Source organism: Mycobacterium genavense ATCC 51234, assembly GCF_000526915.1.
GTDB lineage: Bacteria > Actinomycetota > Actinomycetes > Mycobacteriales > Mycobacteriaceae > Mycobacterium > Mycobacterium genavense.
The window spans coordinates 370,498-390,820 of the sequence record NZ_JAGZ01000003.1 but is presented as its reverse complement, the minus strand read 5'-3'; the positions used below and the strand labels follow the sequence as shown (position 1 = coordinate 390,820).

General features: G+C 67.9%; 14 protein-coding genes and 5 pseudogenes. 15 read left to right on the top strand and 4 right to left on the bottom strand.

What is annotated here, in order from left to right:
• Positions 1-28: 28 nt before the first annotated feature.
• From dacB to hpt, 4 genes are read left to right on the top strand one after another with little or no spacing between them, the layout of a single operon-like run.
• Positions 29-1,414: a D-alanyl-D-alanine carboxypeptidase/D-alanyl-D-alanine endopeptidase gene (gene dacB / locus T428_RS0109595; RefSeq protein WP_025736310.1), complete on the top strand. Its 1,386-nt coding sequence runs from the start codon at positions 29-31 to the stop codon at positions 1,412-1,414.
• Entirely contained in the window at positions 1,411-2,457 is a 1,047-nt protein-coding gene (locus T428_RS0109590; protein WP_025736309.1) for a zinc-dependent metalloprotease, read from the top strand. Before dacB ends, T428_RS0109590 begins: the two co-directional genes overlap by 4 nt.
• Positions 2,436-3,395: a tRNA lysidine(34) synthetase TilS gene (tilS, locus tag T428_RS0109585; protein WP_025736308.1), complete on the top strand. Its 960-nt coding sequence runs from the start codon at positions 2,436-2,438 to the stop codon at positions 3,393-3,395. Before T428_RS0109590 ends, tilS begins: the two co-directional genes overlap by 22 nt.
• 11 nt (positions 3,396-3,406) lie before the next feature.
• Positions 3,407-4,060, top strand: a complete 654-nt coding sequence (hpt, locus tag T428_RS0109580; protein ID WP_025736307.1) for a hypoxanthine phosphoribosyltransferase — start codon at positions 3,407-3,409, stop codon at positions 4,058-4,060.
• Between the two features lie 58 nt (positions 4,061-4,118).
• Here hpt and T428_RS26895 read toward each other — a convergent pair.
• Together T428_RS26895 and T428_RS26890 are read right to left on the bottom strand one after the other, a co-directional pair.
• Positions 4,119-4,777 (bottom strand): annotated as a pseudogene (locus tag T428_RS26895) (SIMPL domain-containing protein).
• 358 nt (positions 4,778-5,135) lie between these two features.
• Complete coding sequence (locus T428_RS26890; protein ID WP_425412016.1) at positions 5,136-6,647, bottom strand: DUF222 domain-containing protein; 1,512 nt, start codon at positions 6,645-6,647, stop codon at positions 5,136-5,138.
• A gap of 139 nt (positions 6,648-6,786) precedes the next feature.
• Here T428_RS26890 and T428_RS33550 point away from each other — a divergent pair, with 139 nt between their 5' ends.
• The 7 genes and pseudogenes from T428_RS33550 to T428_RS31875 form a co-directional block, all read left to right on the top strand.
• Positions 6,787-7,278, top strand: coding sequence for a hypothetical protein (locus T428_RS33550; protein WP_211243917.1), 492 nt, complete (start codon positions 6,787-6,789; stop codon positions 7,276-7,278).
• Between the two features lie 17 nt (positions 7,279-7,295).
• On the top strand, positions 7,296-8,003 hold the full coding sequence (locus T428_RS33545; RefSeq protein ID WP_211243916.1) for a beta/alpha barrel domain-containing protein: 708 nt from the start codon (positions 7,296-7,298) through the stop codon (positions 8,001-8,003).
• Positions 7,979-8,437, top strand: coding sequence for a beta/alpha barrel domain-containing protein (locus T428_RS33540; protein ID WP_211243915.1), 459 nt, complete (start codon positions 7,979-7,981; stop codon positions 8,435-8,437). The genes T428_RS33545 and T428_RS33540 overlap by 25 nt, the downstream gene beginning before the upstream one ends.
• Positions 8,438-8,743 (top strand): hypothetical protein, encoded by a 306-nt coding sequence (locus tag T428_RS31050; RefSeq protein ID WP_051465180.1) that lies wholly within the window; start codon positions 8,438-8,440, stop codon positions 8,741-8,743.
• A 21-nt stretch (positions 8,744-8,764) separates the two neighbouring features.
• Positions 8,765-11,911, top strand: a pseudogene (locus T428_RS31045) (type I polyketide synthase); the annotation flags it as partial.
• A gap of 1,004 nt (positions 11,912-12,915) precedes the next feature.
• Positions 12,916-13,737 carry an SDR family NAD(P)-dependent oxidoreductase gene (locus tag T428_RS36045; RefSeq protein ID WP_425412015.1) on the top strand — a complete coding sequence of 274 codons (822 nt, stop codon included), beginning with the start codon at positions 12,916-12,918 and terminating at the stop codon, positions 13,735-13,737.
• Positions 13,640-14,149: pseudogene (locus tag T428_RS31875) on the top strand (polyketide synthase dehydratase domain-containing protein); the annotation flags it as partial. The gene T428_RS36045 and the pseudogene T428_RS31875, both read left to right, overlap by 98 nt.
• Before the next feature lie 32 nt (positions 14,150-14,181).
• Here T428_RS31875 and T428_RS26870 read toward each other — a convergent pair.
• Together T428_RS26870 and T428_RS26865 are read right to left on the bottom strand one after the other, a co-directional pair.
• Positions 14,182-15,656 (bottom strand): annotated as a pseudogene (locus tag T428_RS26870) (type I polyketide synthase); the annotation flags it as partial.
• A gap of 621 nt (positions 15,657-16,277) precedes the next feature.
• Positions 16,278-17,014: pseudogene (locus T428_RS26865) on the bottom strand (thioesterase II family protein).
• A gap of 315 nt (positions 17,015-17,329) precedes the next feature.
• Between T428_RS26865 and sepIVA the strand changes: the two are divergent.
• From sepIVA to mutM, 4 genes are all read left to right on the top strand, one after another.
• Entirely contained in the window at positions 17,330-18,067 is a 738-nt protein-coding gene (gene sepIVA / locus T428_RS0109535; protein ID WP_025736304.1) for a cell division protein SepIVA, read from the top strand.
• 78 nt (positions 18,068-18,145) lie between these two features.
• The gene (locus T428_RS0109530) at positions 18,146-18,736 is read left to right on the top strand and encodes a YceD family protein (RefSeq protein ID WP_211243914.1); all 591 of its coding nucleotides are present in this window, start codon (positions 18,146-18,148) and stop codon (positions 18,734-18,736) included.
• A 3-nt stretch (positions 18,737-18,739) separates the two neighbouring features.
• Positions 18,740-19,453: a ribonuclease III gene (gene rnc, locus T428_RS0109525; protein ID WP_025736302.1), complete on the top strand. Its 714-nt coding sequence runs from the start codon at positions 18,740-18,742 to the stop codon at positions 19,451-19,453.
• Positions 19,454-20,314: a DNA-formamidopyrimidine glycosylase gene (gene mutM, locus T428_RS0109520; protein WP_025736301.1), complete on the top strand. Its 861-nt coding sequence runs from the start codon at positions 19,454-19,456 to the stop codon at positions 20,312-20,314. It begins immediately after the preceding gene.
• Positions 20,315-20,323: the final 9 nt, after the last annotated feature.

Sequence of the window (20,323 nt, the reverse complement as noted above, 5' to 3'; positions counted from 1 at the left end):
AGAATGGGACCAAACAGTCAGGAGAGTGATGGGTCGTACTCGCTGGCGGAAATCCACCCAGGTGTTCATCGGATTGGCCGTGCTGGCGTTCGTCGCTGCCGTTGTGGCCGCCGCAACCTTTTTCACCACGGGTGGGCACGGCAGCAGCGGCACGCACGTTCCGGTCCCGCCGCCGCGGGCGCCGATCGTGAAGCCCGGAATGGTGCCCGTCGCCGACACCGCCGAGACGCCGTCGCCCGGTGCGCTGGCGGCCGTGCTGGCTCCGGTGGCCGCCGACCCCAATCTCGGCCGGCTCGGGGGCCGGATCAGCGATGCCCTCACCGGCAAAGTGCTGTGGCAGGTGGCCGACGACGTGCCGTTGGTTCCGGCGTCGACCAACAAGGTCCTGACGGCGGCCGCAGCGTTGCTGACGTTGGACCGTCAGGCCCGCATCAGCACCCGGGTAGTGGCCGGCAGCCCGAACGCCCAGGGGCCGATCGTGCTGGTGGGAGCCGGTGATCCGACGATCTCGGCGGCGCCGCCCGACGTGCCGACCTGGTACCGCGGGGCGCCACGCATCAGCGACCTGGTGGAGCAGATTCATCGCAGCGGGATGACGCCGACGGCCGTGCAGGTGGACACCTCGGCCTTCACCGGCCCGACGATGGCGCAGGGCTGGGACCCCGCCGACGTCGACAACGGTGACATCGCGCCGATCGAATCGGTGATGATCGACTGCGGCCGCATCCAGCCCACCACCGTCAACTCCCGCCGCTCGAAGACCCCGGCGCTGGACGCCGGGCGCGAGCTGGCCAAGGCGCTCGGCCTGGACCCGGCCGCGGTGACCATCGCCTCGGCGCCATCCGGGGCCCGGCAGCTGGCGGTGGTGCAGTCGGCGCCGCTGGTCCAGCGCCTCGGCGAGATGATGGACCACTCCGACAATGTGCTGGCCGAATCCATCGCCCGTGAGGTGGCCGCGGCGATCAACCGGCCGCGCAGCTTCGCCGGCGCCGTCGATGCGGTGACCAACCGCTTGAGCACCGCGCACGTCGACACCACCGGGGCCACGCTGGTCGACTCCAGCGGCCTGTCCGTCGACGACCGCCTGACGGCCAAGACCCTCGACGGCACGGTGCAGGCCGCCGCGGGCCCCGACCAGCCGGCGCTGCGGGCGCTGCTGGATCTGCTGCCGATCGCCGGCGGCAGCGGAACGCTGGCCGACCGCTTTCTCGACCAGGCCACCAACCAAGGACCGGCCGGCTGGTTGCGCGCCAAGACCGGCTCGTTGACGGTGATCAACTCGCTGGTCGGAGTCGTCACCGATCGCACCGGGCGGGTGCTGACGTTCGCATTCATCTCCAACGCCGCCGGGCCCAACGGACGCAACGCAATGGACACCCTGGCCACGCGGCTGTGGACGTGCGGGTGCACATGACCGCCTCACCCGAGCTCACCCTCGGGATCGCCGTCGACTGGAGGTTCGCGGCCACGGTCGGGGTCCGGCTGGCCCGGCCCGGTCCGCCCGCCAGCGACTACACCCGCCGTCAGGCGATCGACGAGCTGGCGATGTCGGCGAACAGAGCCGAACCGCTGGTACGTGACGTGACGGGCCTGGCCACCGATGGCGCGGTGCCGGCGGCTCGCATCGTCGACCGCGCCGAGTGGGTGCGCGCCGCGGCGGACTCGATGCGGGTGATGACGCACGGAACCGAGAAGCCGCGCGGGTTTCTCACCGGCCGGCTCACCGGTGCGCAGACCGGCGCCGTGCTGGCGTTCGTGTCGTCGGGAATCCTGGGCCAATACGACCCGTTTTTCGCCGACAAAGAGGGTTGCCTGCTGCTGGTGTATCCGAACGTGATCGCCGTCGAGCGTCAGCTGTGGGTCGACCCGGGCGATTTTCGGCTGTGGGTGTGCCTGCATGAGGTGACCCACCGGGTGCAGTTCACCGCCAACCGCTGGCTGCCCGACTACATGTCGGATGCGCTGGCGTTGCTGACCCGCGACGCGGGCGACGACCTCGGCGAGGTGGCCGGCAGGCTGGCCGAGTACGTGCGCAACCGCGGCCTCGGCACCTCCGACGCGTCCGCGTCGGGCATCGTCGGGCTGGTGCGTGCCGTCCAGTCCGAGCCCCAGCGTCAGGCGCTGGATCAGCTGCTGGTGCTGGGCACTCTGCTGGAAGGGCACGCCGACCACGTGATGGATGCCGTCGGCCCCAAGGCGGTGCCGTCGGTGGCCACCATTCGCGGTCGGTTCGACGACCGCCGTCATCGCAAGCCGCCACCACTGCAGCGCGTGATGCGCGCCCTGCTGGGCCTGGACGCCAAGCTCAGCCAGTACACCCGCGGCAAGGCGTTCGTCGACCACGTGGTGGACCGGGTCGGGATGGAACGGTTCAACACCGTCTGGTCCGGCCCCGAAACGCTGCCGCTGCCCGCCGAGATCGAAGACCCCCAGCGATGGATCGACAGGATCCTGTAGGGCAGCTGCGCGCGGCTGTCGAAGCATTCGCGAAGACCTACCTGGTCGACGCCGACCAATGGGGTGTGGCGCTGTCGGGCGGGCCGGACTCGCTGGCGCTCACCGCGGTCGCGGCCCGGCTGCGGCCGACCACCGCACTGATCGTCGACCATGGACTGCAGCCCGAGTCGGCCGCCGTCGCCGAAATTGCCCGCGGCCAGGCGATGGCGCTGGGATGTGTTGCCGCACAAGTCATTCGCGTGCAGGTAGGCAACGACGGCGGGCCGGAGGCCGCCGCGCGCGCCGCCCGCTACGCCGCGCTGAGTGCCTACCAGCTGGGGCCGGTGCTGCTGGCCCACACCCTCGACGATCAGGCCGAGACGGTGTTGCTGGGGCTTGGCCGCGGCTCCGGGCCGCGTTCGATCGCCGGGATGCGCCCGCACGATCCGCCCTGGTGCCGGCCGCTGCTGGGGGTCCGGCGCGCCACCACCCACGCCGCCTGCCGCGCACTGGGCCTGACCGCGTGGCAGGACCCGCACAACGACGACCGCCGTTTCACCCGCGCCCGGCTTCGGCACGAGGTGCTGCCGCTGCTCGAGGAGGTGCTGGGTGGCGGGGTGGCCGAGGCACTGGCCCGCACCGCGACCGCGCTGCGGGAGGACACCGAGTTCATCGACACGCTCGCGGCCCAGGCGCTGCCCGGCGTGACGGCGGACCACGGGTTGCGGGCCGAGGCTCTGGCCACGCTGCCCGACCCGGTGCGCCGCCGGGTGATCCGCGGCTGGCTGCTGACCGGCGGGGCGACCGGCCTGACCGACAAGCAGATCCGCGGGGTGGATGCGCTGGTCACCGCGTGGCGCGGGCAGGGCGGGGTGGCGGTCGGGTCGGATCTGCGCGGCCAGCGGCTGATCGCGGGACGGCGTGACGGCGGGCTCACCCTACGGCGCAAGCCGGTGTAAAAATCCGCAAAATGTCACCGCCGTTGGTTGTTCGGGCGCCGACATGGCACGCTGTGGGCGTGGCCCAGATCTCCTCGGCGATAACGCCCGAGCAGCCCGTGGACCTGTACCCGGGGGATATCAAGTCGGTGCTGCTCACGACCGAGCAGATCCAGACTCGCATCGGCGAACTCGGCGGCCAGATCGGCAACGACTATCGCGACTCCGTTGCCGAGACCGGCGAGGATCTGCTGTTGATCACCGTGCTCAAGGGTGCGGTGATCTTCGTCACCGACCTGGCGCGCGCGATTCCGGTGCCGACGCAGTTCGAATTCATGGCCGTCAGCTCGTACGGGTCCTCGACGTCGTCGTCGGGCGTGGTGCGCATCCTCAAGGACCTGGACCGCGATATCAACGGCCGCGACGTGCTGATCGTCGAGGACGTCGTCGACTCCGGCCTGACCCTGTCCTGGCTGCTGCGCAACCTCAAGACCCGCCATCCCCGCTCACTACGGGTGTGCACGCTGCTGCGCAAGCCCGACGCGGTGCGCGCCAACGTCGAAATCGCCTATGTGGGCTTCGACATTCCCAACGACTTCTTCGTGGGCTACGGCCTCGACTACGACGAGCGCTACCGCGATCTGTCCTACATCGGCACCCTGGACCCCAGGGTGTACGAGCAGTAGCTAGCGGCGATCGCAAGCGCGGCGATGTCGGCGCTAGGGGCACCGCCGTCAGGCCGCGCTAATCCAGCTCCCACGCCGCGGTCACCGAGAAGCTGACCGTCTGCTGGCCCGGCTCCAGGGGTACCGGCGCGGCCATGGCCTTGGGCGGTGCCGGTGGCCCCCGTCGTGAGCGCACTCCCGGTCGTCTCCGAGATCGACAGCATCTTGCCCAGGTGTAGCCCGGACAGCTGGGCGTACTGCTCGGCTCTTGGCGTCGTTGAAGGCACGCGCCCGCGCATCCTTGACCAGCTGCGAGTCGTCGGCGATGGAGTAGCTGACCGAGGTGATCCGGGTGGCGTCGCCGCCGGTGCTGACGATCAGCGCGAGCATGCGCGACGCCGCATCGGTCGGGTGGATCTTGACCTGGATGGCGTTGGTGGCGCGGTAGCCGGTGATCGTCGGTTCCGGACTGCCGTATTGCGGCTGCAGCGTCACCTGGGTGGTGTTGATGTCCTTGCGGTCGACGCCGGCGCCGACGAGCGCATTGATGACGGCTTGCTGGCGATCGTTGGTCTGGTTCATCGCCGCGGTGACGTCGGGTGCGCTGAATTCGATGCCGACGTCGGCGGTCAACGTGTCCGGGACGCCTTGCACTTGGCCCGATCCGACCACGGTGACCTGACGAGGATTCGCTCCGAGAGTCGGATTGTGGGTATCGCACGCCGCTAGCGTGGTCATGGCGGGGCCGGCCGCGGCCACGGCGAGCGACAATCCGACGAAACCCGAAGCGCGCTATTGGCCGCCATGCCTGGCAACCCTAGCCGTTCGACGGCCCAGCACTCCAGGGGTTGTTTCTCGCGTGGTCGTCGTAGCTGCCGTCGATCGGTGCGTGATCGTGAATCACCCTGCGCGAAAGCCAGTTTGAAAACACTGCCGTCGCGAACGGCTGCACGATCACCAGTGCGACAGGAGGATTCGCCGCGAGTGTTTCCCAGATCAGGGCGGACGTGGGACCACGACCGGGGCGGCGAGCGATATAGACTGCGGCACAGTATGTTTCGCGCGCACGACTGTTTCAGAAAATCGGCGCTGCCTGTTAGAAGGGTGGGTCGTCGGGTAGGGGTGGTAGGTCGGAGGGGGTGGGGGTCCAGTCGGGGGGTAGTTCTTCGGGTTCGCGGGGTTGGTTGACCCAGATGCAGAAGGGGCTGGTGCTGGGGGTGCCTTGAAGGCGAAGAGGCTGTCGCGCATGTGGTTTCGGAATTTGCGTGCGGCGATTTCTTTGTTGCGGGCGCGTTGGCGCCGGTTGTGCGCGCGGGTGCGGGTGATGTGGGCGTGTCGTTGCTGGGTCCGGTCGCCGCGGGGTGGGGCCGCTGGGGTGCAGGCGGGTCGGCATGGCCCGAACAGGTCGACCCCGCCGGGGTGGGTGCGGTAGGTGCGCCCGGCAGGTGAGGTCCAGATGATGGTCGTCGGCTAGTTGAGTGTCGCGCCATCCGCCGAAGGTTTTGAGTCGATGGTGCAGGCGGCATAGGCATTTGAGATTGTGGTCGACGGTGTGGCCGCCGGCGGCGGGATCGTGGTGGTTGAACGCCACGGTGTGGTCGAGGTCGCAGATTTCGGCGGGGCGGGCACAGCCGGGGAAGCGACACGTCAGATCCCGGCATCGGATGAAGCGTTGCAGTGCCGCCGGTGGGTTGGTAGCGCAGCGCCTCGGCGGCGCTGACGATCGGGTCGACCCCGAGGTGGGTTGCGGTGTCGGCCAGGGCGCGGACCTGCTCGGCGTCGATAAGCCCGTAGCCCTCGAGGTAGCCCGGGGCCGCATTGTCGGCGTAGACGGTGGGCGCGGCGGCGATGACGTTGACCACGACGCGCACCCCGGCACCACCTGGGTGGTCGGCGGCGGGGCGGCCGGGCAGCCGGGCTGGTGGCAGCGGTAGGCCAGGGCGCGTCCTTGGATCAGGGCGGCCAGCGCGCCGGCGCGGCGCTGATCGAGGGTGCGCGGATCGGCGGCACACACCTGCCCGGCCAGCTGGGACAGCCCGCGATCGAAGGCCTTGGCGGTCGCGGCGGCGATGGTGCCGTAGACCTCGGCCATCCCGTTGGCCAGCGGGGACACCGCCAGGTAGCGGTCGGTGTCGGCGCTGTGGCGGCGCTGGCGGGCGGCATCGGGATCCACCGCGACCACCGCGGCGTCGACCGCGTTGACGATGCGTTGGCGCGACCAGCCCCGCCAGCTGCCCAGCCGGGCGGCCAGGGACCGGTCGACCCGGGCGATCAACGCCTCGTCGGTGATCAGGCCGGTGCGGGCGATGATCAACCGCACCGTGCGCCAATCGGTGCGGCCCTGGGCCAGCAACGCCGCCACCTGCGGCAGCCGGGTATCGAGTGCCTCGGCATCCGAGACGCCATAGCCGGCCGCCACCGCCGACAGGTTCATCGCCGCGGCCACCTCGGCCGCGGTCTGCTCACACCCGTCGATCACCGCAAACTCCCGCCGCTGCGCATCCCGCCCCGCCGCGGCCACCCGCTGCCGCAACAACGCCGCCACCACCGCCAACCGCCGCGCCACCAACACCGACTCCTGCCGATGCAACGACTCAATCTCGGCCACCAAACCCCCATCGAACATACATGCGATCATAAAAGGGCGGTACGACAATTCTCCCGCGCAGGCCAGCGGTTCGTGAGAAGCTCATTCTTGCTTTATCGCGGGGGATACGCGTCGACACTGTGCTGAAAGGGACTTGGCAGTGAATGAGCGACCCACCGCTGTCTTGAGCGATCGCATCGCGTCGGGTGGGAGTCCGTCGTTGGGTGGGTGGCGTCCGACCACCGCGCCGGTCGCGTTCGCGCCGCAAGACATCGCTCACATCCTGCAGTACGTGCGCCACCCGGTTCATGTGGTCCGCGAGGACATCACCGGACAGCTTGGTGTTGCGATGGGCGGCGAACTCGTCGGCGCCGGTGCGTCCGACCTATCGCTGATGGGGACACTGCACCCGATCTATTCGGAATGGCTGGGCGACCGCGAGTTCTGCGAGTCCCACGGCATCCGCTTTCCCTATGTCACCGGCGCCATGGCGAACGGTATCGCCACACCGGCTCTGGTGGTGGCGATGGCGGAGGCCGGCATGCTGGGTTTCTTCGGCGCGGGTGGCCTCTCCTATGCCGCCGTCGAACGCGGACTGGCCGACATTCACACGAGACTGGCGGGCCGACCTCTGGCCTGGGGGCGAACCTGATCCACTCGCCCAACGAGGTGGCACTCGAGGGACGTGTGGCCGAGCTGTTCATCGAGCGGGGTGTGCGCGTCGTCGCGGCCTCGGCGTTCATGAAGCTCACCCCGGCGATCGTGCACTACGCCCTGTCGGGCCTGTCGACCGACGCCGCCGGTGCGATCGTTCGCAAAAACCATGTGATGGCCAAGATCTCGCGGCCCGAGGTCGCGCGCATGTTCATGGAGCCGGCACCCGCGGCGCTGGTTTCGGCATTCGTCGCCGCCGGCAAGCTGACCGAGCGGGAAGCGGAGCTCGCACAACATGTACCGGTGGCCGAAAACATCACCGTCGAAGCCGACAGCGGAGGGCATACCGACAATCGCCCGCTGCCCGCGCTTTTCTCGGAGATCGTGCTGTTGCGTGACAAGCTGGCGCAGCAGCACGGCCTGGCGTCCCGGATACGCGTTGGCGCCGCCGGGGGCCTTGGCACGCCGCAGTCGGTGGCCGGCGCGTTCGCGATGGGTGCTGCCTACGTGCTGACCGGCTCGGTCAATCAGGCGTGCGTGGAATCGGGCCTTTCCCCGTATGCCCGGGGCATGCTCGCCAAGGCCGGGGTGGCCGACGTGATGATGGCACCGGCTTCCGACATGTTCGAGATGGGCGTGAATCTGCAGGTGCTCAAGCGTGGCACCATGTTCGGCCCGCGGGGGAGAAAGCTCTACGAGTGGTATGCGGCAACCCGAACCTGAGTGCCGTCGTCGACAAACACGGCCCGGAGCTGGAAAAGATTCTCGGCAAGAGTGTCGAGGACGTCTGGGCGGAGACACACCAGTACTGGCAGGAGCGCGACCCCGCGGTGCTCGAACTCGCGACCCGCGATTCGAAGTATCAGATGGGGCTGGTGTTCCGCTGGTACCTCGGCAAATCAAGTCGGTGGGCGATCGAAGGTCAACCCGATCGTGTCCTGGACTACCAAATCTGGTGCGGCCCATCCATGGGAGCTTTCAACAGCTGGGTCGCGGGTAGTTACCTTGAGCAGGCTGAGCACCGGAAAGTCGACCAAGTGGCGCTGAATTTGCTCGAGGGCGCGACCCACATCAGCCGGGCCCACCAAGCGCGGAAATGCGGCGTGCCGGTTCCGGCGGAGGCGTTCAACTACATTCCACGTCCGCTTTCCGTGTAGGTGCCGTCGACCTCCGCGGATAAAGCGTCAGACGCCTTTCCTGGCTCGACAAATGGCGCCGGCAATGCCGAATTGTGGGCCGCGCAACAAGTATTAGAGGATGCCGCGGGCGGTGGTGATTTATCTCACATCGACCGTGAGCGAATCAGCGTCCTGCTCGGCGCCTCCGGCGGCACCGAGTTGATCACCTACATCAGTGGTCGTTTGCACCGGCCCGTCTGGGAGCGCGGACTCCGGGCGGCCGGCCTCTCGGAGCAAGAGCTCGCCGCGTTCAGCGAACGCGTGACGGCTAACTACGCGCCCTGACAGGAGAATACCTTCCCCGGACTGCTCGGCAACGTCATCGCCGGGCGCATCGCCAACCGCTTCGATCTCGGCGGGATCAACTGCGTCATCGACGCCGCGTGCGCAAGCTCGCTGGCCGCGCTGGAGGTGGGACTGCACGAGCTGTACCTCGGTGAGTCGGACATGGTCATCGCCGGTGGAGTCGACGCCTTCAACGACATCTTCATGTACATGTGCTTCGCGAAGGTCACTGCGCTGTCGACCAGTGGCGACTGCCGACCCTTTTCCGACCAATCGGACGGCACGATGCTCGGCGAGGGGCTGTCGATGTTCGCGCTCAAGCGCCTCGACGATGCCGAGCGCGACGGTGACCGGATCTACGCGGTGATCCGCGGCATCGGCACGTCGTCGGACGGCCGGGCCAAGAGCATCTACGCGCCCAGCCCGGCGGGTCAGGCGAAGGCCCTTCGTCGCGCCTACGCCGCTGCCGGCTACGGCCCGGAAACGGTGGGGCTCGTCGAAGCGCACGGCACCGGCACCAGGGCCGGAGATGCCGCCGAGTTCGCCGCGTTGCGCGAGGTCTTCGACGAGTCGGGACGAACGGATCGGCAGTGGTGCGCGCTCGGCTCGGTCAAGTCTCAAGTCGGGCACACCAAAGGTGCGGCAGGGGCGTGCGGCCTGTTCAAAGCGGTGATGGCGCTTCACCACAAGGCCTTGCCGCCGACCATCAAGGTGGACCGGCCGAATCCCGCCCTCGAGATCGAGCAGTCACCTTTCTACCTGTCCACGCAGGCCAAACCGTGGATGGCCGACAACGGCGTCCCGCGGCGAGCCTCCGTCAGCTCATTTGGCTTCGACGGCACCAACTTTCACGTTGCCGTCGAGGAGTACACGGGCACCGGAAAGCGGGCATACCGGTTCCGGTCCTGGGATTCCGAATTGGTTGTGCTGGGCGCGCCGTCTGCGGCGGCGCTGTCCGAACAAGCCGCTCAGCTGGCCGCATCACTGGTCGACACCCCGAACATGCTCGGCTGGATCGCGCGCAGCACCCAAGCCGCGTACAACGCTGCGCAGCCGCACCGACCGGCCGTCGTCGCCGACAGTGTTGTGAGCCTGCAGGCGATGCTGAACGAACTCGCCGCCAAGTTCAGCGCAGCGGATGTGCCGGTATCGTTCGCCTCGCCGCGGGGCTACTTCTATTCGGCGCAGCGGCCCGGTCCGATCGCGTTGTTGTTTCCGGGCCAGGGCAGCCAGTACGTCGGCATGGGCGCCGACCTGCCGCAGCTGCATGAGCCGGCGTTGGCGCCATGGGAGGGTGCCCGCGCGGAGCGCCTGCACGCCGATCGCGATCTGCACGATGTTGTCTGGCCGAAGACGGCGTTCACCGACGACGAGCGCGCCCTGCAGTCGGCCGAGCTGACGAAAACGGAGTGGGCGCAACCCGGCATTGGCGCGCACAGCTTGAGCCTGCTCACGGTGATCCGTGCTCTTGGCATCGCGCCCGTTGCCGTCGGTGGACACAGCTTCGGTGAAGTCACTGCTTTATGTGCCGCCGGTGTTTTAAGCGGCGATGTGGCCCTGCAAATCGCGCGCAAGCGCGGTGAGCTGATGGCCGAAGCCGCCACCAACAGCGACGGAGCGATGTGCCCGGTGACCGCGCCTGTCGAGCAGGTTCGTCAGCTGATCGGGGAGTGGGGCCTGCCTGTCGTCATCGCCAACCACAACGCTCCCAATCAGGCTGTGCTGTCGGGCAATAGCACCGCCATCGATCACGCGGCACAGCGATTCGCGGCGGCCGGCATCAACGCGCGCCGGCTGGATGTTGCTACCGCCTTCCATTCCGACATCGTCAGCCCGGCAGCCGTTCCGTTCGGTTTCTTCCTCGCCGGGGTCGCGTTCGGCATGCCAGAGGTACCCGTCTATGCCAACGCGACAGCGCAGCCGTATGCCGGTGACGCGCAACAAATGCGGACCACGCTCGCCAACCAGATCGCTCAGCCGGTCCGGTTCGTCGAACAGATCCAGGCGATGTGGCGAGCCGGCGCCCGGACATTCATCGAGGTTGGCCCCGGCGGTGTGCTGACGAATCTCGTCGGCAAGTGTCTGGCCGGCGAGGAGCACACCGCAGTGTCGTTGGATGCCAAGGGCAAGAACGGCATTCGATCGCTGTGGATAGGATTGGCTCAACTCGTGGCGGCAGGCGTACCGATGAATTTCGAGGGCCTGTGGGCTGACTATCGCGTGGGTGACGATCCGCGTAATCGCCAACAGCCCAAGCTGACTTTGAAGATCAACGGATCCAACTATGGAAGGCCGCCGATAAGCGACGAGCCGGTGCGACGGCCATCCGACATCGAAACAACTCTTGACCACCGTGGCCGCAGTAACGGGCACAGGACCGAATCGGAGTCCAATTTCATGCCATCTGAACCAATTACCCCCGTGATTCACGTCAACGGCACGGCAGCTCCCGTCGACCCCCCGGCGTCGCTTCCGGTTGTCCCGACGATCCTGCCGCCGCCCGCCGCGGCCGTCCTCAATGGGCATGCCGCGAGCAATGGCAACGGGCATGGCGCGCACCCGTCCGCCACTGCCGTGCTTGCTGCGCCGGCGGCGGTGACTTTGGCGGCTCCTCCACCCGTCGCAGCGCCTGGGGTCGCGCCGGTGCTGAGTGCTGAAGCGGTGACGGAGATGATCTCGGCGGTAGGGACGCTGCGGGACGGCTTCGATCGTCTACAGTGGGTGTTGCAAGCTCTCGTGGTTCCGCCGGCGACCGCATCACCTGCCCCGGCTCCAGCGGCGCTCAACGGGACAGCGGCAGCTGCGCCTGCTCCTGTCGCGGTGGCCGCGTCGGTTGCGGTGGCCCCCAATGGGACTGCGCCTGCCTCGGTGGCTGCCGCGTCTGCCCCGGCGGCTACTGCGTTGGCTGCTCCGGTTGCGTTGGCGTCCAATGGGATTGCGTCTGTTTCGTCGGTGAGTGCGGATTTGGTTTCTCAGGTGTTGGGTGTGGTGGCGGATAAGACGGGTTATCCGGTGGAGATGCTTGATTTGTCGATGGCGTTGGAGGCGGATCTGGGCATCGATTCGATTAAGCGGGTGGAGATTTTGTCGGCGGTGCAGGAGCGGGTGCCGTCGTTGCCTGAGGTGGAGACCGCGGCGATGGCGGCGTTGGGGACGCTGCAGGAGATCGTTGATTATCTGCAGTCCCTGATGGCCCCGGCCGCGCACAACGGGGCCCCACCGATGCATGCGCCACCGCCGGTCCCAGCCATCTCCAACGGCGCCGTGGCGGGTGACCGCCTCCCTTTTGAGTTAGCCGGAGCAGCGATCGCCCGCCACGCGGTGCGCGCAATCGCTGCTCCGGCAAGCGGAATGGCGATGCCAGGCCTCTACAGCGCCGCCAACGTGGAGATCGTCACGACTTCTCCCGGCGTCGGCGAGGCCCTGGCCGCCAACCTGCGCACCCACGGTATCGGCGCCACCACGGTGGCCGAGCCCAGCGCCGGTGCCGAGGCCGTGATTCACCTCGGTGGCCTGCAGCAAACGACCACTCGTGCGGACACCCTGGCCCTCAACCGGACGGTCTTCGCCCATGCGCACAGCGCCGCCGCCCGATTCGAGGAGCGCGGCGGCGTCTTTGTCACCGTTCAGGACACCGGCGGCACCTTCGGTCTGCTCACCGAGCCCGGCTCACGCGCCTGGGCCGCCGGCATCGGTGCCCTGGCCAAGACCGCCGCGCAAGAATGGCCGAAGGCGCAAGTCAAGGCCATCGATATTGCGGCGCAACGGCTGGCCCCGACGGCCGTCGCCGAGCACATCGCTCACGAGATATTGGCCGGCGGAGCCGAATTGGAAGTCGGTCTGGGCAGCACGCACGGACGAGTCACAGTCGTCGCGGACGCGACGCCGGTCGCCGCGCACACCCGCCGCATCGACCAGCGTGACGTCATCGTCGTGTCGGGCGGCGCCCGCGGGGTGACGGCTGCATCGGTGATCGCTCTGGCGGAACAGACTCAGGCCAGCTTCGTGCTGATCGGCCGCACGGCACTCGGCGACGAGCCGCCCGCCGTGCGGGGACTGACCACCGACGCCGAACTCAAGCGGGCCTTGCTGACAAGTGCTGCCGCGCAAGGACTCAAGCTCACACCCAAACAGCTGGAACAACAGGTACGGGGCATCTGGCCGACCGCGAAGTGCGCGCCACCCTCACGGCACTGGCCGCGGCCGGATCCCGGGTCCGCTACGCCACGGCCGACGTTCGGGATGCCGTCGAACTGCGCGCGTTGCTCGATAGCGTGCGTGCCGACTTCGGGCCCATCACCGGGCTGGTCCACGGAGCCGGTGTCTTGGCCGATGCGCCCTTGCACAAGAAGACCCTGGAGGGATACGACCGCGTCTTCGAGACAGAAGTCGGGGGTCTGGCTGCACTCCTCGATGCGACGGCCACCGAAGAGCTGAAGCTGGTCTGCCTGTTCTCGTCGGTGGCCGCGCGCAGCGGCAACATCGGCCAAAGTGACTACGCCATGGCCAATGAAATTCTCAACAAGGTAGCCCTGGCCGAACAGGCCCGCCGCGGTCCCGGCTGCTTGGTCCGGGCATTGGGTTGGGGCCCTTGGGATTCCGGCATGGTGACACCCGGACTCAAAACGATGTTCGAATCCCGGGGAATCTCCCTGATCCCGCTCGCCGATGGCGCACGGGCATTCGTCTCCGACGTACTCGACGCGCAAACCGTCAGTCCCGAGGTGATTCTCGGAGACGGCGTATTGGCCGGTGTGCCAACCCATCCGGTGCCGGCCGAAGGCGCGGGTCGCGCGGGTGCTGGCCCATACCGCCCGTCAGCGGTACCTGATCGACCACCGCATTCAGGGCAACGTCGTCCTGCCCATCGTGCAGGCACTGGAATGGTTCGTGCAGATGGCCGAAGCCTGCCGGCCCGGCCAATGCGTGCATCGCATTTCCGACATTCGAGTGCTGCGCGGCGTCACACTGTCCGACTTCGACCAACGCGGTGACGCCTTGCTGGTGGGTTGCGCGACGGTGGAAGACCACCCACATCGGTTGGCGTGCACGCTATCCGACGCCTCCGGATCGACCGCCTACTATTCCGCGACCGTCGACATGGGCTCGGGTTCAGCGGCAACGGCGACACCCGAGGCCGTGCCAGTCGGCGACCGGCGGCTGAACCGCGACACCTGCTACACCAACGGCGCGCTCTTCCACGGCCCCGCATTCCAGGTCCTCGAGAGCGTCGACTGCCAGGCGTCGGCCGCCACCGCTGTGTTGTACGGGCTGACAATGGCGGGCTGGTCGGGCGAAGGGTGGGTGACCGATCCGGCCGCGCTCGACGGTTGCCTGCAAACGGCGCTGGTATGGAGCTTCGAGCAACTGGGGGCCATGGTGCTGCCGCTGCGGGTGGGCGAAATTGTGCGCTACCGAGCAGCCGCTCTGGGGGATGGGACTTTCATGCGCAGATCGGTGAACGGGATGTGCGGGTTGGGCTCTCGAAACGCTGGTTCGGCGGAATCTGGCCGTGCTGCAGCGCCATGACGGTCTTAATGAAGCCGGCGATCCCGGCCGCCGCCTCGGTGTGGCCGATGTTCGTCTTCACCGCGCCGATCAGCAGGGGGGAGTCTTCCGAACGTCCGCGACCCAGCATCGTGCCCAGTGCGCGCGCCTCGATCGGATCGCCCAATAGTGTTCCGGTGCCGTGAGTTTCGACATAGTCGACCTCGTTCGGCTGCATCCCGGCGTTGGCGTAGGCGGCGCGCAACACCGCCATCTGGGCCGCGGGGTTGGGGGCCATCAGACCGTTGGAGCGCCCGTCCTGGTTGACCGCCGAGCAGCAGATCACCGTGAGCACCCGGTCGCCGTCGCGTTGCGCGTCCGTCAGCCGCTTGAGCACGACCACCCCGGCGCCTTCGCCGCGCACGAACCCGTCGGCCGCGGCGTCGAACGCTCGGCACTTGCCGGTCGGCGACAGCGCGCCGGCCTGATCGAAACCTCGAAACACGGTGGGGGACAACAACACGTTGACGCCGGCCGCGATCGCCAGGTGGGAATCCTGGGTGCGCAGGCTTTGGCAGGCCAGGTGGATGGCCACCAGCGACGACGAGCATGCGGTGTCGACGGACACCGACGGGCCGCGCAGGTCGAGGAAGTAGGAGAGCCGGTTGGCGATGATGCTCATCGCGCCGCCGGTGTTGTTCCACGCGTCGACCCGGGGCAGATCGCCCAGCGTGATCGCACCGTATTCGCTCGAGTACGCCCCCGCGAACACTCCGGTCTGGGTGCGGCTCAGCGAACTCGGGGAGATGCCGGCATGCTCGAGGGCTTCCCAGGCGACCTCCAGCAGCAGCCGCTGCTGTGGGTCCATCTTGTTCGCCTCGTGCGGGGGGATCTCGAAGAAGTCGGCGTCGAAAGCGTCGATGTCGGGCAGGAACGATCCCCACCGGGTGGTGCGGGCCAGCGCCGCCGCCACCTCGGGTGAGCCGTTGTCGAACGGCTGCCAGCGTTCGGGCGGCACCTCGGAGATCGTGCAACCGCGATCGCAGAGGAACTGCCACAGGGCTTCGGGTCCCGGATGTCACCCGGGAAGCGGCATCCCATCCCGATCACGGCCGATCGGTTCGTCGAGCGAATTGGGCGCCGGGCGCTTGAGCGCGGCGTCCGCGTCGGCGTCGGACACGGGTGCGGTCAGGTGCGCGGCCAGCTCATTGATCGTCGGATGCTCGCAGAAGTCGATAGGGGACACCTTCCGGCCCAGCAACTCCGAGAGTTCACTGGAGAGCACTACTACCTCGCGAGAGCTGACGCCGTGGTCGGCAAGCGACAGTTCGGGGTCGACCCCGTCCGGTGTGCGGCCGATATTCGTCACCAAATAGTCGACCACCCAGTGACGAAGGTCGGCTTCGTGCCGGATGCTGGACGTCATGCCGGCACACGCCCGCCGGGCGAGCCGCGTCGCGCAAGCGAGATGAACGTGACTGCCGCCGCATCGAGCCGTCGCTCGGCCCGCCCGTGCAGCAAAGCAGCGATGGACGAGTCGGTCACCGGAGTCGCTTCACCCTACATGTCCCTGTGGGCGCTATCTACACGCACCCTGCATGCCGCTCCGTTCAGCAGCGCTCGCGGCCCCCTCTCGGGGCGCCCGCGGTGACACGGCAGCTGCTGGCGGAAACGTCGGCGCGTAGGAGCTGGACGGCCACGGCACGACGATCGTCCACCCCGACCATCCGTCTCTTGAAGCAAGGTAAGCAATCGTTCACGGGGAAGTGAGGGGAATGGCGAAATCCACAGATTTTGGGCAGCGCCGGTCTCGCCCTATTTTGCGTGCGTCTACTATAGTGCCAGCCGTCGACGTTACTGCAGCTCACCCGCAGTATCCAGCGGGTGTGACTAGTGGGGCAGAGGTGGCGTTTGGTAAGCGGAGTGAGAAGAATCTCACCCGCCGACGGGCTCCGCGGTTCGCCGTGTTCTGGCACCTGCGCACCATTTCGCCAGGAAAGATTCAAGGCGCCCGGGACGACCCTCGATCGCCGTTCGGTTCGCTCAGCTAACTGTCGCCGGGGGAGTTGAGCACCACTTCCTCGATGCTCTTCACCAGTTCCGGCAAATTCGCATTGATGTAGAAGTGGTCCCCGGGGAACACCCGGATGGAGAACTCGCGGGTGGTGCGCTCGGCCCAGGCCGTCATGTTCTCGCTGCCACGATCATGTCGTCATCGGCGACGAATGCGTGGATCGGGCAGGACAGCTTTATCTCCGGGGGCCGGTTATAGGCGGCAATGGTCCGCACGCTTTGCAATGTGGGCAGAATGCTCGAAGCGAATTCGTTATTGGCCAGATGCTCGGGATTCGTCTCGGTGACTTGGGCGACCAAGCTCAATATCTCGTGGTCGGATCCCTGCAATTCCTTGTATCGGATGTGCCCCGGCGCCGCACAGGACGAGATGAACAGCGCGCTGATCGGATGCCCGGCCGATTGGAATCTCAGCGCCACTTCGAAGGCCGCCAGCCCGCCCATGCTGTGGCCGAAAAATGCGACCTGACCTCCGGCTTTCGCCGCGGGCGCCATCATGTCGAAGATTTCGGAGGCGAACTCGGGAATGCTGGCCAGTTCGGTCAGGCCGCGATCGCGCCGGCTGGGATATTGCACGGCGAATCGTTTGATATCCGCAGTGAAGGCCTTGGCAAACGGAACGTAATAGGTCGCCGATCCGCCGGCGTGCGGAAAGATGAATAGCGTCGGCGGGCTCGCGCTGCCGCTATTTCGCTCCGTGGGCCCATTCACCGGGCCAGCGTATCGCGAGGCGTTCGGCGGCCGGCCGCGACCGCGACATCTACTCGTCGGGCCACGACAGCATCCCGACCTGCACGGGCGGGGCCGGCCAGTTCCTGGAAGAATCCGTTTTCGTGGGGCGATTGCCACGCCGCGTCACAATTCCGGCGACCGGTACGACGGCCGTCGCGCGGCGGTGCAGCACCCGCCCGCGGCAAGCCGGCAGGCCAATGCCCGACACACCGGTGTCGCCACCGCCGTCACAGAGGTAACACCAGGCACACTGGTAACAACCGGATCTTTGCAGGACGCCAGGAAGGGTATGCCGTGTACCGAGTCTTTGAAGCGCTGGATGAATTGGGCGCCATTGTCGAAGAAGCCCGCGGCGTGCCGATGACAGCTGGCTGCGTGGTGCCTCGCGGTGATGTGCTGGAGCTGATCGACGACATCAAAGACGCGATCCCGGGCGAGCTGGACGACGCCCAGGACGTGCTCGACGCCCGCGATTCGATGCTGTCCGACGCCAAGGCGCACGCCGAATCCATGGTCGCCTCGGCAACCACCGAGTCGGAGTCGATGCTGAACCACTCCCGCGCGGAGGCCGACCGGCTGCTGTCCGACGCCAAGGCGCAGGCCGACCGGATGGTGAACGAGGCGCGCCAGCACAGCGAACGGATGGTCGCCGACGCGCGCGAGGAGGCGATGCGCATCGCCACGGCCGCCAAACGCGAGTACGAGGCCAGCGTCGGCCGGGCCCAGGCCGAAGCCGACCGGCTGATCGAGAACGGCAACATCTCCTACGAGAAGGCCGTGCAAGAGGGCATCAAGGAGCAGCAGCGCCTGGTCTCGCAGAACGAGGTCGTGCAGGCCGCTAACGCCGAGTCCACCCGGCTGATCGACACCGCCCACGCCGAGGCCGACCGGCTGCGCGGCGAGTGCGACATCTACGTCGACAACAAGCTCGCCGAGTTCGAGGAGTTCCTCAACGGCACGCTTCGGTCGGTGGGCCGCGGTCGTCACCAACTGCGCACGGCGGCCGGCACGCACGACTACGCGACGCGCTAGCGTCGGCCCGGGGGTGCCACCTGGGCGAATGGTCGAAGTATCGCCCGGAGCGGCTCGCAAGCGCCGTAAGATTTTTCTATGGCGCGCGAACACAGCACTACAGCGCAGCACCATCCGGCCTCGCCGATGACGGTCGACGTCACCCGGCTCGGTCGACGACCCGGATCGATGGTGACGTTACGCAACACCGTGCCCAGCCCGTTGCGCATCGGACTGGACATGATCGCGATCCCGCAGGGCGCCCCGCTGGACCTGGATCTGCGGGTCGAGTCGGTGTCGGAAGGCGTGCTGGTCACCGGGACGGTGTCGGGGCCCACGGTCGGCGAGTGCTCGCGCTGCCTGACCGAGGTCCACGGGCATGTGCAGGTCGGGTTGACCGAACTGTTCGCCTACCCGGACAGCACCACCGAGGCCACCACCGACGAAGACGAGGTCGGCCGGGTCGTCGACGACCGCATCGACCTCGAGCAGTCGATCATCGACGCCGTCGGACTCGACCTGCCGTTTGCGCCGGTGTGTCAGCCCGATTGCCCGGGGCTGTGCCCCGCATGCGGCGTGCTGCTGGCCGACGACCCCGGCCATCACCATGACAGCATCGATCCGCGATGGGCCAAGCTGGTGGACATGCTGTCCGACGATTCCGGCGACGCGGATGCCGCCCGGGGTTGAGCGGTGACCTCCCGGCAAACCCTGCTCGACGCGCTCGGTGTCGACCTGCCCGACGACTTGCTCTCGTTGGCGTTGACCCATCGCAGCTACGCCTACGAGCACGGCGGACTGCCGACCAACGAGCGGCTGGAGTTTCTCGGTGACGCCGTGCTGGGCCTGACCGTCACCGACGAGCTGTACCACCGTCATCCCGCACGCTCCGAAGGCGACCTGGCCAAACTGCGGGCCAGCATCGTCAACACCCAGGCGCTCGCCGACGTCGGGCGACACCTGTGCGACGGGGGGCTGGGCGCTCACCTGCTGCTGGGCCGCGGCGAAGCCAACACCGGCGGAGCCGACAAGTCGAGCATCCTCGCCGACGGCATGGAATCGCTGCTGGGCGCGATCTATTTGGCGCACGGGATCGAGAAGGCGCGCGAGGTGATCCTGCGGTTGTTCGGTGCGCTGCTGGACGCCGCGCCCACGCTGGGCGCGGGCCTGGACTGGAAGACCAGCCTGCAGGAGCTCACCGCGGCCCGCGGCATGGGTGCGCCGTCCTACCTGGTCACCTCCACCGGCCCGGACCACGACAAGGAATTTACCGCGGTGGTCGTCGTGATGGAGACCGAATACGGGTCGGGTGTGGGCCGCTCCAAGAAGGAAGCCGAGCAAAAGGCGGCCGCCGCGACCTGGAAGACGCTGGAAGCGTTGGACACCGCGGGGAAAACGCCCGCTTAGATGCCCGAGCTGCCCGAAGTCGAGGTGGTGCGCCGCGGCTTGCAGGCCCATGTCGTGGGCAAGACGATCACCGCGGTTCGGGTGCACCACCCCCGCGCGGTGCGCCGCCACGAGCCCGGGCCCGCCGACCTCACCGCCCGGTTGCTCGGCGCGCGGATCGACGGCACCGATCGTCGCGGCAAGTACTTGTGGCTGCTGCTCGACTCCGATCCCGAGCCGGCCACCGCAGTGGTCGTCCACCTCGGCATGAGCGGGCAGATGCTGCTCGGCGAGGTGCCGCGGGCCGACCACGTCCGGATCTCGGCCGTGCTCGACGACGGTACGCTGCTGAGCTTCGCCGACCAGCGGACCTTCGGGGGCTGGCTGCTGGCCGAACTCGTCGACGTCGACGGCAGCGTGGTGCCGGCGCCCGTCGCGCACCTGGCGCGCGACCCGCTGGATCCCCGCTTCGACGTCGACGCGGTGGTGAAGGTGTTGCGGCGCAAGCATTCCGAGATCAAACGCCAGCTGCTCGATCAACAGGTGGTGTCGGGCATCGGCAACATCTACGCCGACGAAGCGTTGTGGCGCGCCAAGGTTCATGGTGCCCGCCCGGCCGACACGTTGACCCGGCGCCAGCTGACCGCCGTGCTTCAGGCCGCCGCGGAGGTGATGCGCGAAGCCCTGGCCAAGGGCGGGACCTCGTTCGATTCGCTGTACGTCAACGTCAACGGCGAGTCGGGCTACTTCGACCGATCGCTGGATGCCTACGGGTGCGAGGGCGAAGGCTGCCGGCGCTGCGGCGCGGTGATGCGCCGGGAGAAGTTCATGAACCGGTCGTCGTGCTACTGCCCGCGGTGTCAACCTCGTCCACGCGGATAACGATTCTTG

Excerpts from the sequence above, each read along its gene's own strand:
- T428_RS0109590 (WP_025736309.1), top strand. The coding sequence starts at position 1,411 with ATGACCGCCTCACCCGAGCTCACCCTCGGGATCGCCGTCGACTGGAGG.
- mutM (WP_025736301.1), top strand. The coding sequence starts at position 19,454 with ATGCCCGAGCTGCCCGAAGTCGAGGTGGTGCGCCGCGGCTTGCAGGCC.
- T428_RS0109530 (WP_211243914.1), top strand. The coding sequence starts at position 18,146 with ATGGCGCGCGAACACAGCACTACAGCGCAGCACCATCCGGCCTCGCCG.
- hpt (WP_025736307.1), top strand. The coding sequence starts at position 3,407 with ATGTCACCGCCGTTGGTTGTTCGGGCGCCGACATGGCACGCTGTGGGC.
- tilS (WP_025736308.1), top strand. The coding sequence starts at position 2,436 with ATGGATCGACAGGATCCTGTAGGGCAGCTGCGCGCGGCTGTCGAAGCA.
- dacB (WP_025736310.1), top strand. The coding sequence starts at position 29 with ATGGGTCGTACTCGCTGGCGGAAATCCACCCAGGTGTTCATCGGATTG.